The organism is Deinococcus marmoris DSM 12784 (assembly GCF_000701405.1).
Classification (GTDB): Bacteria; Deinococcota; Deinococci; order Deinococcales; family Deinococcaceae; genus Deinococcus; species Deinococcus marmoris.
In genome coordinates this window covers 73,546-89,490 of sequence record NZ_JNIV01000007.1, presented here as the reverse complement: position 1 = coordinate 89,490, position 15,945 = coordinate 73,546, and the positions used below count along the sequence as shown (strand labels likewise).

Genomic DNA, 15,945 nt, shown 5'->3' with positions numbered 1-15,945 from the left:
AGTAAACCCAATCTGGAACGAAACCTGCACGTTGAACGCAGGACGGTTAGAGCCTATTCGGAAAGTGGAGCGTCTGTTTTGATTAAGGTGCGCTGGGAGGGCGTCTGCGGTTCACCCCCTCCCCAACCCTCCCCCATAAAGAGGGAGCTGGGTGATGCAGACAAGTCTCTCATGTTTGGCTTTACGCTGATTTTCGCAAGATGTCATTTTTCTCTGGCTGCGCTGGGACGGCGTCTGCGGTTCCCCCCTCCCAGCCTCCCCCGCAAGGAGGGAGGAGCTAAAAACGCCGTGTTGATCGGTCTTATCACTTTTATGAGAGATCTCTCTGCATCACCCAGCCTTAAAGAGGGAGGAAGCAGAAACACTGTCTGAGTCACATTAAATCTGATACTCACCTTCGACTTCCCTAATAGGCTCTTAAGCCCCTTTTGGGCGGCTTCCGTTGGTCACACGCCTGAACTGGGACAGCGCCCGTCCCTTTACTCCATGTCCGAGGCCCATTTTTCTCCTGTTTTCCCTCGTTCTGAACAGACGGCTACGCAGACGCCTGTGCTGTGCGGCGCAGTTCCATGAGTCCCACTCGAATGATCGGGTATTCGCGACACCGTTCCAGGGCAGTTCATTCTGGATGGATAGATTGTTAACCCTTCGGGACGACGTCAAAGTACGCGCCAGTCAGGGGGAAACAGTTTCTCGCCATCAGAAAGAGTGGTGGCCGTTCTGGGATTCAGAGCGGCCACCACTCTTGTTTTAGATCAGAGCGCGGATGTGGTCAGCGGCCCTCAGTTGCCCGCAGGCGGCAGCGTGACCACTTCCGGGAAGGGTTCCACATTCAGGCGGGCGATCTGGGCGTCCAGATACTTCTGGGCGGCCTCGCCCGACAGTTGCTGACGGATCGTCGGGGCGGCCTCGGCCAGTGGGGTCACCCCTGCGTCAGTGCGCTTGGTGACCACCAGAACGTGATAGCCGAACTGGGACTGCACGGTCTGGACCTCGCCCACCGGCCCGGTGAAGCTGGCCTTGTCGAAGGTGTCCACCATCTGCCCAGGCGCAAAGCAGCCCAGATCGCCGCCCTGCGGGGCGCTGCCGGGGTCCTGGCTCTTCTCGGCGGCGATCTTGGCGAAGTCCGCGCCGCCCTTCAGGTCCGCCACGATTGCCTTGGCCTCGGCCTCGGTGGGCACCAGGATGTGCTTGACACACGCCTCGGCCTCGCGGGTCAGCTTGTCGCGGTTGAGGCGGTAGTACCCGGCCACCACCGCGTCCCCGAACTTGAAACGGTCCTGAAGGGTCTCCAGATACGCGTTGATCAGCGCCTGCCGCCCCAGCTCGGCGCGCAGGTCCTCGGGATCGCTGTAGCCGGTGGCGACCAGCGCCTCGGCAAACGCCTCATCGGTCTCGAAGTTGGCGCGGGCGTCCGCAAACTGCTTGTCCACGGCGGCCTGATCCAGCTCGGCGCGCGACGCAGCCAGTTGCGCCACCGCGCGGTCCCGCAGAAACTGCTTCAGGTACTCCGGGCGGGCCGCGTTGAATTCGGCCAGGTACGAATCCTCGAAGGGGATGCCCTGGGCATTGACCACGCGGGCGGCGGCGATACGGAACGCCCTGTCGAAGTCGGCGAGGGTAAAGCTCTGCGCGCCCACCTTGCCCACCACTGCGGCGGGATCACCCGTGCTGACCGGAGCTTCCGGTGCGGCGGGCGCGGCTTCCGGGGCCGGGGCTGGAACGGGCGCAGGCGCGGGCGTGGTGGGCACAGGCGCGGTGGGGGCCGGGGCAGGCGCGGGCGGAGTGGTCTGGGCCAGGGCGACGCCGCCGAGCAGCGCCAGGGTCAGCAGGATTTTCTTCACGCCCGGCAGTTTAGCCCGTGTGTCCGTGAGGGATGGTGGCAAAAGGCAAGGCAATATCTAACCGTCTAAAGGTCCACCCCTCCAACTGTTCAAAGACGCCTGCTCTTCGCGGTCAGATCATTAACCGGGCGAACCGCCCCGTCTCCCCTCCCCTGCTACAATCCCCCGCGTGCGCCTGAAGCTTCTGGAAACCACCGATCCGCGCGTCTATGACGACGCTGTGCGGAATATGCCGATCACCAGCGCCCTGCAAGGCTGGGGCTACGGAGAGGCGCGGCGGGTGCTGGGCCAGACCCCCATGCGTTACCTGATCGTGGGCGACGGGGACCGCACGGTGGGCGCGCTGCAACTGCTGCGCAAGCGGCTGGTGCCCGGCTTCAGCACGCTGTACGCGCCGCGCGGTCCGGCGCTGGAAAGCCTGGACCTGCTGCCCGCCGTGGCCGAGGCAGTGAAGGCGGTGGCAAAACCCACCGACGCCATTCTGAAGATCGAGCCGCCCATGCCGATCAGTGCTGGGCCACTTCCTGCCGAGGAAGGCAGAGAAATCCCCGAGAGCTATGGTCCCTTCCGCCGCGCCGAGTCCGAGCAGCCCGAACACACCATCCTGGCCGATCTGGGCCGCAGCGAGGACGAGCTGTTCGCTGGCCTGCACAGCATGGCCCGCCGCAATGTGCGCACCGCGCAGAAACTGGGCGTGGTGGCGGGCCGAGACGATGATTTCGATGCCTTCTGGGAAATCTTTACGGCCACCAACGAGCGCGCCAAACTGGGCGCGTATCCCCGCGCGTACTACGAAACCCTGCTGCGCGAGGGCAACGCCCACGGCGGCGAGGCGTATATCGTGCTGTCACGGCATCAGGGCAAGGCTTTGGCAGGCGGCTTTTTCCTGGGCATGGGCGCGGGCACCTATTACCTGTTCGGCGGCAGCGTGCGGGATGACCGCGTGGACGAGGCGGGCAAGCCCCTCAAAGACAGCAAGGCCCCCGACGCCTTTTACTGGAACGCCATGCTGGACGCCAAACAGCGCGGCTATACCCTGTTCGACTTCTGGGGCATCCCGCGCATTCTGGACGAGGAAAAACATTCGTTCGGCGTCTTCAAGATGAAACTGAAATTCAGCGAGCAGCGGGCGTGGTATCCCGCCTACGATCTGCCGCTGAACGCCGCCGCCCCGGCCATCGTCAAGGCGCTGCGCTGGCGCAAGACGCAGAACAACAAGCGCAAACGCGGCAGCGCCGAGGACGTGCTGTAGCAGACGGCTGGAGCGGACCCGAGCTAGAGGTCAGCCCTCTACCAGCAGACCGCTCAGCGCCTCGATGTGCCGCACCAGGGCGCTGTGATCGTCCGTGGCCCGCGCGCCGCCGTCACCTGCCGCGTAATCCGCAAACAGTCCTCGCGCGCGCACCGTCAGGGGCATGGCAGCGCCCAGACTCCCGGCCACGTCCAGCGCGGCGTCCAGGTCTTTGATCTGATTAGTCATGGTGCCGCCGGGTTCAAAGCGTCGTTCGATCATGCGCGCGCCGTGTTCGGTCAGAATCCGGCTCTGCGCGAAGCCGCCCAGAATTGCTTCCCGCACACGGGCCGGGTCCGCGCCGCCCGCACGGGCCAGGGTCAGGCCCTCGGCCACCGCACCGATGGTCACGGCCACGATGGCCTGATTGACCAGTTTCGCCAGTTGCCCGCTGCCGGACGGGCCGACATGCGTGACCTTGCCCAGCACGTCCAGTACGGGCCGGGCCTCGGCAATCCAGTCTTCCGGCCCCCCGGCCATGATCGCCAGTTCACCGCGCGCCGCCCCACCCGTGCCGCCGCTGACCGGGGCATCCACGAAGCGCAGTCCGCCCGTCTGCGCTGCCGCCGCCAAGTCGCGGGCAATCGCCGGATGGATGCTGCTCATGTCCACAAACAGCGTGCCGGGCCGCGCGGCCTCAAAGACTCCGTCCAGCAACACCTCTGAAACGACGGAGCCGTTGGGCAGCATGGTCATCACCAGATCGGCGTTCTGAACGGCCTCGGCAGGAGTGGCGGCCACCGTCGCACCCAGCTTCGCCAATGCCTGCGGATTCCCGGAGGAGCGGTTAAAAACGGTGACTTCATAACCCGCTTTCAATAAGTTCTCGGCCATCGGGCGGCCCATGAGTCCTGTGCCGATGACCGCCACCTTCTGCCGGGACATCAGAACCGCGCACCGCGCACCGAAACGGGCAGGCGGTACAGGCTGTCGCTGCCCGTGATGTAGAGGTACGGCTCCAGATGGCTGAAGGTCAGGTTGGTGATGGTCTCCGGCGCGGGCACCTCGCCCAGCTTGCGGCCATCCGGGGCAAACACCTGGAGGCCACTGCCGCTGCTGCTCCAGAGGTGGCCGTGTTCGTCGGTGCGAATCCCGTCGGGCATCCCCGGCGAAACGACGGCGAAGACGCGGCCCTCGCCCACCCCATTGGCCGCCACCGGATAGGCGCGGATGTGGTGGTGGCCTGCCGGATCGTGGGTGCGGCTGGTGTCGGTGACATACAGCGTGGCCTCGTCGGGGCTGAAGGCCAGACCGTTGGGCCACAGCATGTCGCTCACTTTCGCCTCTACCTCGCCCGTATCGGGGTCCAGGCGGTAGACGCGGCACACGGCTTGCTCCTGCTCGCCGCCGTAGCCCTCGCGGGGCTGGATCAGGCCGTAGGGCGGGTCTGAGAACCACACGCCGCCGTCACGGGCCACCACGACATCGTTGGGGCTGTTCAGGCGTTTGCCCGCGTGGTGCGTGGCTACCGGCTGCCAACTGTGCCCCGCGTCGTCTGAGCGCAGCACCGCGCGTTCACCGTGCGAGCAGGCGTACAGCCGCCCTCCATCGTCGCGAGTGTGGCCGTTGTGGAAGTGCGAGGGCTGAAGCGCCGCGCCCGCCCCCTCCTGCGGGTGCCAGCGCAACACGACGTTGCCGGGGATATCGCTCCACAGCACCGCGCCGCTGTCCAGGCACACCGGCCCCTCGCCCCAGGTGGCCCCGCCAGCGAGTTTTTCCAGGACGGCGTCGGCGGGAATCAGGGCTTCCAGACCAGGAAAAGGATGGCTCATGAGCGTTCTTCTAGCACATTCTTCTTTTCGCTCGTGTCGTGCGGTACGCGTTCCTTGTCAACCCGTCGGCCGTGGGGGAACTTGCAGCAGGACCAGAGACAGGCCCACATCCATCCCCCGGACATGGAAATACGCCCCGAACGGACTTCTCCATTCGGGGCGTATTTTTTCATTTCTGGCGGAGCGAGAGGGATTCGAACCCTCGATAAGGTTGCCCCTATACACGCTTTCCAGGCGTGCTCCTTCAACCACTCGGACACCGCTCCAACACCGCCGCCCTCAATCTGACAGGCGCACAGCAGAGTAACGGGTAGGGGCAGGAAAATCAAACGCCGCCCCCCGAGCGTCCCGACTGCCACGCTCAGACCCGGTTCAATTTTCCGGCGGATCACCGGGGCGGTGCTGGGGCCTACAATCGGAGGCGTGATTGTGTCCACCCTTTTGCTCTCGCTCTCGGCAGCGCTGGTCTCTTACCTGATCGGCTCGGTTCCGGCGGCGTCGTGGCTGGCGCGTTCGCGCGGCGTGGACATCCGCAAGGTGGGCAGCGGCAACAGCGGGGCCACCAACGTGCTGCGCTCGCTGGGCAAGGGTCCGGCGCTGCTGGTGGCTGCCTTCGACATCCTGAAAGGCGCGCTGGCAGTGTGGCTGGCCCGCGCGCTGGACCTTCCGCCGGAATGGGTGGGGGTGTGCGGGGTAGCCGCCGTGATCGGCCACAACTTCAGCCCGTTCCTGCGCTTCCGGGGCGGCAAGGGCGCGGCCACCACCTTCGGCACCATCACCGCCCTGGACCCGGTGACTGGGCTGGGAATCTTTGTACTGGGCGTGGCAACCATGTGGCTGACCCGTTTCGTCAGCGCGGGCAGCATCCTGGGGGCTGTCACAGCGGGCATTCTGGTGGTGGCCCTGGGACGGCCCGTCTGGCTGATGCTCTCGGTGGTGTTCCTGGCCGCCCTGCTGATCTGGCAGCACCGCAGCAACATCGAGCGGCTGACGGCGGGCAAGGAATCGCGCATCGGGGAGAAAGTTCGCTGAATCGCCGCAGGGCGGGGCGCGGCTGCGCTATTCTGGGCGGGTCTTACAATCCACGCCCCACCCACCGGAGAATCCCGTTGGCGGAAAAGCCCCCGTCAACAGAGAACCCCGTCACCGGAGAACACAGATGCCCGTCAGGATCAGGATTTACGGCAAGGAAGCCAGCTTCTCGCAGGGCTGCTGGAACTGCGACGACGACAGTTTGCAGGCCATGTTGCAGAGCATGGCGGACCCCCGCGCCCTGACCGAGGCGCAGGAACAGGAACACGCCCTGTACGCCGCCGGACGCTTAGGCGGACTGATCGCCACGCCGCTGGGCTGGGAAGCCGCCCCCCACCCGGAAGCCGAGATCAAGCTCGAGGACTTCGCTCCTGGCCCCCGGCCAGAGCGAGCAGGCTGGCTCAGTTTCCTGCGAAAGAAGAAGTAGAGGGCGGTCTGTAACGTGCCCTGACCATCTACCAGAACCTGATCACAGCATCTTCGGATCGATCCAACCCCGCTTGATGCCGTACAGCACCGCTTCCGTGCGGCTGCCGACGCCCAGTTTGGAAAAGATGTTCGCCAGATGCACCTGCACCGTGCGCGGGCTGATGTCCAGATCGCGGGCAATTTCCTTGTTGGTGCGCCCGGTGGCGGCCACGCGCAGTACCTCCAATTCGCGGGGGCTGAGGCTGTCCTCGGGCGGGGTGGGCTGGGCGGCGGCGCTGAAGCGTTCCAGCACCTTGCGGGCCACGCTGGGGTGCAGCGCACTTTCCCCAGCGGCCACCGCCCGCACCGCCCCCAACAGATCGTCCCCCGACGTGTTCTTGAGCAGGTAGCCCGCCGCCCCGGCTTCCAGCAGGGCAAACACGTAGGCGTCGTCGTCGTAACTGGTCAGCACCAGCACGCCCACGCGCGGCTGCTCGGCTTTAATGGCGCGAGTGGCCTCGATGCCGTTCATGCCGGGCATCGACACGTCCATCAGGATCACGTCGGGCCTTAGCGCGCGGGCCTGGGCAATGGCTTCCTCACCGCTGGCGGCTTCCCCGGCCACGTACAGGTCATCCTCGCCTTCCAGCAGTTCGCGGGTGCCCTTGCGGACCACCGGGTGATCGTCTACCAGCAGCAAGGAGATACGGCGGGGCAGACCAAGTTCAGAAACACTGTCGGGATCACGGGCAGAGTCGGGCATGGGGGCAGAATACGCGGCCCAGCCACAGAGAAGGGCCACCCCCCGGCTGGAGAGGTGGCCCCGGAAACTCAGAAAGCGGGTTAGCTCTTGCTCAGGTCCTTCCAGTACGTCCCGGTGGCGAACGAGAGCATGGGGTTGAAGGTGTCCAGGCTGATGCCCTGCAAGTTGTCACGGTAGGCCAGCACGCCCGGCTGGTTGGGCATGTTGATGTACCACGCCTGATCAATGGCCCGCTTGGCGATATCGGCGTACAGCGCGTTGCGCTTTTCGGTGTCGGTGATGCTGCGCGCCTCGTTGATCCAGGTGTCGATCTGCTCGTCCTTGGCGTTGATCCGTGGGTTGTAGTAGCCCTCGGAGTTGTAGAACGTGTAGACGAAGTTGTCCGGGTCGGCGTAATCGGGTGCCCAGCCGGTCATGACCATCGCCTCGCTGCCCTGGTTGCTGCCCTTGATGATCTCGCTCCATTCCTTGGCCACGATATTCACCCGGAACTTGGGATTGATGGTCTCGATGTTCTTCTTCAGGATTTCCATGCCGGTCTGGGCGGTGGCGCTGCCCGCGCGGTAGGACACGTTCACGGTAAAGCCCTTGTCCCACACCTGACCGTCCCAGGCTTCCTTGAAATACTCGGTGGCTGCGTCGATATCGTAGCTGGCGGCCTCGATGGACGCGTCGTAGCCGGGGAACGTCTCGGGCAGCAGGAAGTTGAGGGCCTCGCCCTTGCCCTTCTGCACGTCCTCGATGTACTGCGGGGTGTTGAACGCCGCCACGAAGCCCCGGCGCACATCGACGTCGCTGAAGAAGTTGGCGGGGATGCCCTGGCCGTCCATCTTGCCGCTGCCGATGGCGGCCTTGCCGCTGATCTTCTGGTTCATGCTGATGCCGAACGCGCTGGTGCTGGGCAGGTCATCCAGAATGGCAATGCCCGGCTTGTCCGTGAGCTGCGCCTCGATGATCGAACGCCCGCCGGTCTCGACGATGTCGGCGTCGCCCTTCTCGAAAGCCTGGAGGCGCGCGGCCTGCTCGGGAATCTTCTGGAGAATCACGTCCTTGATGCTGGGCTGCTCGCCCCAGTAGTCGGGGAAGGCGGTGGCGGTCACGGCGGTGGCCGTCTTGTTCAGCAGCTTGTAAGCGCCGGTGCCGCTGGGGTCCTGGGCCAGCGGGCTGCCCGTGATGTCCTTGCCCACGGCGGCCTTCCAGGTGGCCTCGGTGCCGTCCCACTCGCCGATCTTGATGGCGTGTGCGCTGTCCACGATGCTCTGCCCGGTATACGCCAGCTTGGCCAGGAAGGCAGGATCGGCCTTGGGCAGCTTGAACACCAGTGTCTGGCCGTCACACGTCACGGCGTCGGTGATCTTTTGCCAGGTTACGCCCTGATCGTCGTTGGCGTTGCTCTGGGTGCCCAGCAGGCTTTCGGACAGGAACCAGTTGCCGCTGTCGCTGGTGTTAGTCACCAGATTGCGGCGGAAGGTGTACTCGGCGTCCTTGCACTCGAAGGCGTTGCCAGTGTGGAACTTGACGCCGTCCCGCAGGGTAAAGCGGTATTCGGTGCCCGCGCCTCCCTCGGTCCATTCGGTGGCCAGCAGCGGCCTCAGTTCGGACAGGCTGTTGCCCTGATAGGTCACCAGCGTCTCGTACAGGTTCTCCACCACCTGACCGCTGGCGGTGTCGTAGGTGGTGCCGGGGTCCAGCGTGGGAATGTCAGCGGATTCCTGAATAACCAGGACGCCAGTGGGTTCCACGGTGCTTGCGCTGTCGCCCGTCGTCGTGTCTGCGGTGGTCGTGCTGGTGCCTGTGTTGCTGGCCGTGTCGCTCTTGCAGGCCGCCAGACTCAGGGTCAGGGTGGTCAGGGCAATGGCACTCAGCACTCGCTTGCGGGATGGATTGAGAAGGGTCATGGGGTCACTCCTTGGGGTAGGGGGTTGATTGGTGTGGGTGGGTGTTGAAATCAGAGTCTGGAATCCTGGTACTCGGCAGTCAGAGGAAAAAGAGCGTCGCTGAAACAGGGCGTCAGAGTCAGGTTGTTCAGCAGATCAGCTTAGACAGCGCCCATGAGAGCGAATTAGGAAGATTACTAAGATTCTCTCCGGGCGACAATCGGCCCGTCAGGTGTATAGGAGTGGCCTGGGAAGAAAAGCGCCGCATGAGTGACCTGGGCCGCCGCGCCAGACGCCACTTTCAGTCCATCCGGCACGGCCACAATGAAAGACCTCCCACAGCCGCAGTTGAGCGCCTTCGTGTAAGATTTCCTAATGACTGCATCTTCTATTTCCGACTCTTTTCTGCTGCGCGGCACGGCGGCGGGCAACACGCTGCGGCTGGTGGGCATGGAGTCCACCCGCATCGTGGAAGACGCTCGCCTGCGCCATCACCTGAGTAAAACTGCCACCGCCGCGCTGGGGCGCACACTGACCGCATCGGCGCTGCTGGCCGTGGTGCTGGGCAAGAAACCCGACAGCCGCGTGACCGTGCGCGTGGAGGGCGGCGGCCCGGTGGGCTGGATCGTGGCGGAAGGCAGTGCCGACGGCCAGATTCGCGGCTACGTGCGCCAGCCGGACGCGGACCTGCCCCTGCGCGAAACGGATGGCAAACTGGACGTGAGCGGCATCGTGGGCACGGTGGGAGAACTAGCGGTGACGCGCCTGCTGGACAACGGCGAGCCGTACACCGGCAGCATTGAACTGGTCAGTGGCGAGATCGCCGAGGACATCAGCAGCTATCTGGGCGTCTCCGAGCAGATTCCAAACGCCGTGCTGCTGGGCGTCTACGAGGAAGGCGGGCGGGTGGCCCACGCGGGCGGCCTGCTGGTCCAGGCCATGCCGGGGGTGTCGGATGAGACGCTGGCCCATCTGGAAGCCAATATCCGCGCGCTGGGCCAGATCACCGACGGCCTGCGCCGGGGCGGCATCCTGGACGTGATGAACCGCGTGACCGAGGGGCTGGGCCTGACCCTGGCCCCCGGCGCACAGGCCGCCCGCTTCGAGTGTCGCTGCTCGCGCCAGAAGGCCGAGGACAGCCTGAAATTCTTTAACGCCGAGGAACGCCAGGACATGATGGACACCGGCGGCCAGGAAGTCGTGTGCCACTGGTGCGGCGAGAAGTACCACATCACGCCAGGGGAAATTGCCGCCCTGGACGCCACGGCGGAGCGGGCGCGGGCTTAAGCACACCCTAATTGCCCCCTTCCACTGCGGAGGGGGCTTTTTCTGTAGGCTCGTCAGTTTTACTGTCTCGTCTTTTTACTGTCTCGTCTTCACAGCTTCGTCAGCCATTCATGCTCCGGCTCAAGCAGCTCCAGCGCACCCCGGAGCCACTTCAGCGCCTGCCCATCCAGCATGGGGCGCATCCGCTCGAAATCCCGCGCGTCCTTGCCGCGCACCTTCCGGTCTGCGGCGGCGGCCTTGAACAGCAACACCGCCTGCGGGGCCAGATACGGCCATCCGGCAGGGGACCACAGCCGCGCTTCAGCCAGCGGCAGCATTACGCGCGGGTCACGGCGGTAGTGCCACAGCCCGTCACTCAGGTCGGTCAGCAACAGGTCGAGCATCAGCACGTCGGGCAGGGCAGGATGGCGGGCGTGAATCTGGTGGAGCGGTGGCTCCAGCGGGGCGGTCCAGGGCTGGTACATGCCGCCTTGCGGGGCGTCCAGTTTCCAATCCGAGAGCAGTTGCAGAAGCTGGGGCTGGGCATCGCGGGCCACCGCCACGTCCAGATCGTCGTGCGGGCGGCTCACCTGACCCAGGTGCAGGTCCAGCGCCACGCCTCCGGCGAACATCCACGGCGCGTCCAATTCGGCCAGCATCCCAGCCACCATTTGCGCGGGGCCAAAGCCCACGGTGCGGGCGTGGTGGGCGGTGGCCTCAGCCTGCAAAGCCTGATCTGCTGCCGCCCGCCCCTCTGAAATGAAGACCAGACGGTAACGCGCCGCCGCGCTTTCATCCGCCAGCAACAGCGCCCGCAGCGCCTGTTGTTCCGCTCTCCAGCCTCTGCTGTGATCGGGCAGCACCAAGCGCCAGCCTGCGGGGTGCAGATAAGATTCCCCTTCTGGCACGTAGCCCAGCGCTTCCAGGATACGGCGTTGCTCCTCGCTGGGAGGCTCCGGCAACAGGTCCAGATGAAGTTCGGAGAGGTCCAGATCAGCCAGCGTGGGCAGGCTCCCCGGTCCGCCGATCTGGACGTTGAAAACGCCTTCCTCGCGTCCTCCGTCCAGATAATCGCCCAGCGCGTCTTTCAGCTCATGGATGGCCGCGTTCAGGTCAGGCATCTTCCCAGGAGAGCATGGGTGAAGCCCCTGCCACATCCGCTCTTATGCTGAGCGCACCCCAACTGGGGATACTGACCGCATGAACGCTCAAGGCCACATGAACGCCAAAGCAACTGCCACCGCCCTGCTGCTGGGCAGCCTGAGTCTGGGGCTGGCCGGGTGCGACACGGAACCGCAACAGGCCGCCACGACGCAGACGCAGACCACCACAAACCAGACCACGGCGAACCAGACGACTCCAAGCCAGACCACTGGCGCAGAACCTACAGCGGCCACCTCTTCCAGCCAGGACGACGCCCCCGACGCGCTGGCGCTGGAGGCAGGCGAGCGGCTGCAATCCGAGCAGAACACCATCGACGTGGTGCAGCGTTTCGAGCCGGGCCTGGTGTTCATCACCACCGAGCAGCAGGTGGCGGCGCAGGACCCCTTTGGCATGATGGGCGGCGGCTCGCAGGTGCAGCAGGGCGTGGGTAGCGGCTTTTTCGTCAACGACGCTGGGGATATCCTGACCAACTTCCACGTCGTGGCGGGCGAGGGAGGTGGCAGCGGCGGGGCCAGCAAGATCAGCATCCGGGTGATGAATCAGGACAAGACGGTAGAGGCCAGGGTGATCGGCTACGCGCCGCAGTACGATCTGGCGCTGATCCGCGCCGAGGGGCTGGACAAGGCGCTGATCCGGCCCATTCCGCTGGGCAACAGCGACAACCTGAAGGTGGGCCAGAAAGCCATCGCGATGGGGGCACCCTTCGGCCTGGATTTCAGCGTGTCGGAGGGGATCGTCAGCAGCACCGCGCGCCAGATTCCCATTGGGTTTTCGGGCGGCGGCGAGGGCATCACGCAGAAGGCCATCCAGACCGACGCGGCCATCAACCCCGGCAATTCCGGCGGACCACTGCTGAACAGCGCGGGCGAGGTGATCGGCATCAACACCCAGATTCTCTCGCCCAGCGGGCAAGCAAACGGTGTGGGCCAGAGCGCGGGCGTGGGCTTTGCCATTCCCATCAATGCCGCCAAGAACCTGCTGCCACGCCTGCAAGCGGCGGAGGGCGGCGAGGTCAATCTGCCGCGCATCGGCGTCAGCGTGGGACTGGTGGTGCAGGGCCAGCAGGGACGGGTGGCCGTGGGGCTGGGCGCGCTGACCAGCCAGGGCAAGCAGCTCCTGAAACTGCCCGACACGGGACTGGTGGTGGGTCAGGTCCAGCCCGGAACGCCCGCTGCCGCCGCCGGGCTGAAAGGCGGCACCCGCACCCAGGAGTTCCGGGGCGGCGTGATCAGCCTGGGCGGCGACGTGATCGTGGCCGCCGACGGCCAGCCGGTAGACGCGCTGGAAGACCTGCAAGCCGCCCTGATCAACAAGAAGCAGGGCGACACCGTGGACCTGACCGTGCTGCGCGGCGAACAGAAGCAGGATCTGACGGTCACGCTGGACGCCTCAGCGTTTCAGTAATCCCCATTTCCGTAAAGGTTGACCGCGCTGTCACTAACCGCGCCCAACTGACAACCCCCTTCCACCTCACGGGGAGGCTGGAAGGGGGCAGGGTTCAGGATGGTCCGAAACCGAACCCACCGGTCAGAGAATGCTCCCCACCACCTTCACCACGTTCTCCACGCTGAAGCCGAACTTCTCGAACAGGATTTCGGCGGGCGCGCTGGCCCCGAAGGTGTCCATGCCGATGACCGCGCCTTCCAGCCCCACCCACTCGTACCAGGGGGACTTGGTGGCGGCCTCAATGGCGACGCGCCGGACGCCGGGGGTCAGCACGCTGTCGCGGTAGCCCCGGTCCTGCTCGCGGAACACTTCCATGCAGGGCATGGAGACCACGCGGGCGGCGGTGCCTGCCTTGCCCAGCGCCTCGGCGGCGTCCAGCGCCAGCCCGACTTCCGAGCCGCTGGCCAGCAGAATCACGGCGGGGTTCTCGGCATCCTGCACCACGTATGCGCCCTTCTTCACGCCCTCGGGGTTGCGGGGAAGGATTCGCAGATCCTGGCGGGTCAGGGCCAGCGCGGTGGGGCCTTTCTCGTATTCCAGCGCCATCTGCCAGGCAATCGCCGTTTCGTTGGCGTCGGCGGGACGGATGACGTGTGCCCCCGGAACGGCGCGCAACATGGCCAGTTGATCAATCGGCTGGTGCGTGGGGCCGTCCTCGCCCAGGCCGATGCTGTCGTGGGTCAGCACGTAGGTCACGGGCTGCATCTGAATGGCGCTCAGGCGGAAGGCAGGTTTGAGGTAGTCGGCGAAGACCATGAAGGTGCCCACCAGCGGGCGCACGCCGCCGTACAGGCTCAGGCCGTTGGCGGCGGCGGCCATGCCGAATTCGCGCACGCCGAAGTAGACGTTGCGCCCGGCGTAGTGGTCCGGGTTCATGACCTCGGTGTCCTTGATGGTGGTCTTGGTGCTGCCCGAGAGGTCCGCGCTGCCGCCCATCAGGCCCGGCACCACGGCGGCCAGCGCGTTGATGACCTCGCCGCTGGCATTGCGCGTCGCCATCGCCTTGCCGCCTGGCTCGTATTTGGGCAGGCTGTCTTCCAGATTGGCGGGCAGTTCGCGGGCCAGCAGGGCGTCTACCTCTTTGCCCAGCTCAGGATGCGCGGCGCGGTAGCCGTTCATCAGCGCCTGCCACTTCTGCTCCTGCTGTGAGCCACGCTCCTTTGCGTCCATATGCTCAGCCACACCGTCCGGCACAGTAAAGGCAGGGAAATCCCAGCCCAGTGCTGCTTTCGTGGCCGCCACACCGTCTGCCCCCAGCGGCTCGCCGTGCGCCTTGCTGGTCCCAGCGCGCGGGCTGCCGAAGCCGATGATGGTCCGCACCTGAATGAGGGTGGGCTGCGCCGTATTATTACGGGCGTTGATGACGGCGGCACGGATTTCGTCCAGGTTGTTGCCGTCTTCCACCTTCAGCACTTCCCAGCCGTAGGCGCGGTAACGCTCGGCGGTGTTCTCGGATTCGGCCTTGTCGGTGGGGGTGTCCAGTTGAATCTGGTTGTCGTCGTGAAACCAGATCAGTTTGCCCAGCTTGAGGTGTCCGGCCAGCGCGGCGGACTCGTGGTTGACGCCTTCTTGCAAGTCGCCGTCGCCCATCACCGAGTAGGTGTAGTTGTTGAAGATTTCAAAGCCTTCGCGGTTGTACCGGGCGGCCAGGTGGCGCTCGGCCATCGCCATGCCCACGGTCATTGCCGCGCCCTGGCCCAGCGGCCCGGTGGTGGCGTCCAGCCCGGGGGTGTGGAAGAACTCCGGGTGGCCCGGCGTCTTGCTGCCCCACTGCCGGAAGTCTTTCAGCTCCTGCAACGGCATGTCGTAACCCGTCAGGTGCAGCAGGCTGTAAATGAGCATGCTGGCGTGGCCTGCCGACAGCACGAAGCGGTCCCGGCCCGGCCAGTGCGGATTGCCGGGGTTGTGGCGCAGGAAATCCTGCCAGATCACGTAGCCCATGGGGGCCATGCCCAGCGGCGCACCCGGATGTCCGCTGTTGGCGGCCTGCACGCCGTCGATGGACAGGGTTCGGATGGTATTGATGCTGAGCTGTTCAAGGCTGCTGTCCGTGGTCTGGCTGGTGGTCTGCGTCATGGGCCTTATCCTACCCTGTCCAGAGATTGTGTACCAAGTACACTTTTAGACGTTTGTGGCCTCTGTGCCTCGCTTAACTTTCGTTCAAGCCTGCTTCCTGGGCCTTGCCGGGATGTGTTTCCAGCGCCTCTTCCACCGCTGCCCGCAGTTCATGGGCGCTGACCCCGGCGGCTCTCAGCTCCTGCACCTGCCGCCGCAGACCAAGCAGCCCGCTTCGCTGCCCTGCCGCACTGCCTGCCCGCACCCGCGTTCCCGCCCCGGCGCGGTTCTCGGTCAGGTCGTCCTCCTGCAACAGGGCGTAGGTCTTGGCCACCGTATTGGGGGCCAGTCCCAGCGCCGAGGCCAGCGCACGCACGGCGGGCAGAGACGTGCCGGGTTTTAACACTCCGTCCTGAATGGCCCCTGTCAGCGCCTGCCGGAGTTGCAGGTAGACCGGCAGTTCTCCGTCCGCACTCACCTGGGAGGCCAGCAGGGTCAAGAGTTCGGCGTGTCTGGGCGGGGTGTCGCTCATGGGCGCACCATCGGCCCAGACGGGGCAGGCTGTCAAGCGCCAGGTCAAGCGCCAGAGAGAATCCGCAGAGAGTACAGAGTGGATGCAAAATTGCGCCACTTGCCCCAGCGTCCCCCGCTCTGATACTCTGCTTCGGTGCGCGGCCCGGTTGGCTGCTGTCGGCCCGTATGATCCCCGCCATCCTTGCGGGTGCAACACCTTCAAAATCACGCGTCTAGACGCACCCCAGAGGTTTTCCAGCATGGTTAAAATTCGCCTGTCCCGCTTCGGTTCCACCCACAATCCCCACTACCGCATCGTCGTGACCGACAGCCGCGTCGCCCGTGATGGTGGCTACATCGAGAACATCGGTCACTACGATCCCCGCAAGACCTCCGAGACGTATCTGAAGGTCAACAACGAGCGTGCCCAGTACTGGATCGGCGTCGGCGCACAGCCCACCGATACCGCCCGCCGCCTGCTGAAGTCTCAGGGTGTCAAGTTCTCCTGAACTGA

At 65.3% G+C, this 15,945-nt stretch carries 15 protein-coding genes and 1 tRNA gene; 7 read left to right on the top strand and 9 right to left on the bottom strand.

What is annotated here, in order from left to right:
• Positions 1-372 (top strand): hypothetical protein (locus tag Q319_RS28140; RefSeq protein WP_211252323.1); only part of this gene is annotated, 372 nt, incomplete at its 5' end.
• Between the two features lie 410 nt (positions 373-782).
• Here Q319_RS28140 and Q319_RS29065 read toward each other — a convergent pair.
• Positions 783-1,844, bottom strand: a complete 1,062-nt coding sequence (locus Q319_RS29065; protein WP_034413453.1) for a peptidylprolyl isomerase — start codon at positions 1,842-1,844, stop codon at positions 783-785.
• Between the two features lie 169 nt (positions 1,845-2,013).
• On the opposite strand from Q319_RS29065, the gene Q319_RS0102710 reads away from it, so the two are divergent.
• Positions 2,014-3,096 carry a lipid II:glycine glycyltransferase FemX gene (locus tag Q319_RS0102710; RefSeq protein WP_029480340.1) on the top strand — a complete coding sequence of 361 codons (1,083 nt, stop codon included), beginning with the start codon at positions 2,014-2,016 and terminating at the stop codon, positions 3,094-3,096.
• 30 nt (positions 3,097-3,126) lie between these two features.
• Here Q319_RS0102710 and Q319_RS0102705 read toward each other — a convergent pair whose 3' ends face one another.
• The 3 genes from Q319_RS0102705 to Q319_RS0102695 form a co-directional block, all read right to left on the bottom strand.
• Entirely contained in the window at positions 3,127-4,020 is an 894-nt protein-coding gene (locus tag Q319_RS0102705; protein ID WP_029480339.1) for an NAD(P)-dependent oxidoreductase, read from the bottom strand.
• Positions 4,020-4,907 carry an SMP-30/gluconolactonase/LRE family protein gene (locus tag Q319_RS0102700; RefSeq protein ID WP_029480337.1) on the bottom strand — a complete coding sequence of 296 codons (888 nt, stop codon included), beginning with the start codon at positions 4,905-4,907 and terminating at the stop codon, positions 4,020-4,022. Before Q319_RS0102700 ends, Q319_RS0102705 begins: the two co-directional genes overlap by 1 nt.
• A 176-nt stretch (positions 4,908-5,083) precedes the next feature.
• A tRNA-Ser gene (locus Q319_RS0102695) sits at positions 5,084-5,173 on the bottom strand.
• A 148-nt stretch (positions 5,174-5,321) separates the two neighbouring features.
• Here Q319_RS0102695 and plsY point away from each other — a divergent pair.
• Positions 5,322-5,939: a glycerol-3-phosphate 1-O-acyltransferase PlsY gene (plsY, locus tag Q319_RS0102690; protein WP_081845858.1), complete on the top strand. Its 618-nt coding sequence runs from the start codon at positions 5,322-5,324 to the stop codon at positions 5,937-5,939.
• A gap of 127 nt (positions 5,940-6,066) precedes the next feature.
• Positions 6,067-6,366 carry a hypothetical protein gene (locus Q319_RS0102685; RefSeq protein WP_029480333.1) on the top strand — a complete coding sequence of 100 codons (300 nt, stop codon included), beginning with the start codon at positions 6,067-6,069 and terminating at the stop codon, positions 6,364-6,366.
• Positions 6,367-6,408: 42 nt separating this feature from the next.
• Here the strand turns inward: Q319_RS0102685 and Q319_RS0102680 are convergent, their stop codons facing one another.
• Both Q319_RS0102680 and Q319_RS0102675 read right to left on the bottom strand, forming a co-directional pair.
• Entirely contained in the window at positions 6,409-7,110 is a 702-nt protein-coding gene (locus Q319_RS0102680) for a response regulator (RefSeq protein ID WP_051655043.1), read from the bottom strand.
• Between the two features lie 80 nt (positions 7,111-7,190).
• Positions 7,191-9,008, bottom strand: a complete 1,818-nt coding sequence (locus Q319_RS0102675; protein WP_029480330.1) for an ABC transporter substrate-binding protein — start codon at positions 9,006-9,008, stop codon at positions 7,191-7,193.
• A gap of 354 nt (positions 9,009-9,362) precedes the next feature.
• Here Q319_RS0102675 and hslO point away from each other — a divergent pair, with 354 nt between their 5' ends.
• Entirely contained in the window at positions 9,363-10,274 is a 912-nt protein-coding gene (hslO, locus tag Q319_RS0102670; protein ID WP_029480328.1) for an Hsp33 family molecular chaperone HslO, read from the top strand.
• 89 nt (positions 10,275-10,363) lie between these two features.
• On the opposite strand, the gene Q319_RS0102665 is transcribed toward hslO, so the two are convergent.
• Positions 10,364-11,374: a nucleotidyltransferase domain-containing protein gene (locus Q319_RS0102665; protein WP_029480327.1), complete on the bottom strand. Its 1,011-nt coding sequence runs from the start codon at positions 11,372-11,374 to the stop codon at positions 10,364-10,366.
• A 79-nt stretch (positions 11,375-11,453) separates the two neighbouring features.
• Here Q319_RS0102665 and Q319_RS0102660 point away from each other — a divergent pair, with 79 nt between their 5' ends.
• The gene (locus Q319_RS0102660; RefSeq protein WP_245618911.1) at positions 11,454-12,821 is read left to right on the top strand and encodes a S1C family serine protease; all 1,368 of its coding nucleotides are present in this window, start codon (positions 11,454-11,456) and stop codon (positions 12,819-12,821) included.
• Between the two features lie 123 nt (positions 12,822-12,944).
• Here the strand turns inward: Q319_RS0102660 and tkt are convergent, their stop codons facing one another.
• Together tkt and Q319_RS27805 are read right to left on the bottom strand one after the other, a co-directional pair.
• The gene (gene tkt, locus Q319_RS0102655; protein ID WP_029480325.1) at positions 12,945-14,939 is read right to left on the bottom strand and encodes a transketolase; all 1,995 of its coding nucleotides are present in this window, start codon (positions 14,937-14,939) and stop codon (positions 12,945-12,947) included.
• Positions 14,940-15,012: 73 nt separating this feature from the next.
• The gene (locus Q319_RS27805; RefSeq protein ID WP_051655042.1) at positions 15,013-15,450 is read right to left on the bottom strand and encodes a GntR family transcriptional regulator; all 438 of its coding nucleotides are present in this window, start codon (positions 15,448-15,450) and stop codon (positions 15,013-15,015) included.
• Between the two features lie 241 nt (positions 15,451-15,691).
• Here Q319_RS27805 and rpsP point away from each other — a divergent pair, with 241 nt between their 5' ends.
• A complete protein-coding gene (gene rpsP, locus Q319_RS0102645) occupies positions 15,692-15,940 on the top strand; it encodes a 30S ribosomal protein S16 (protein WP_029480322.1) in 249 nt (82 codons plus the stop codon).
• Positions 15,941-15,945 lie beyond the last annotated feature (5 nt).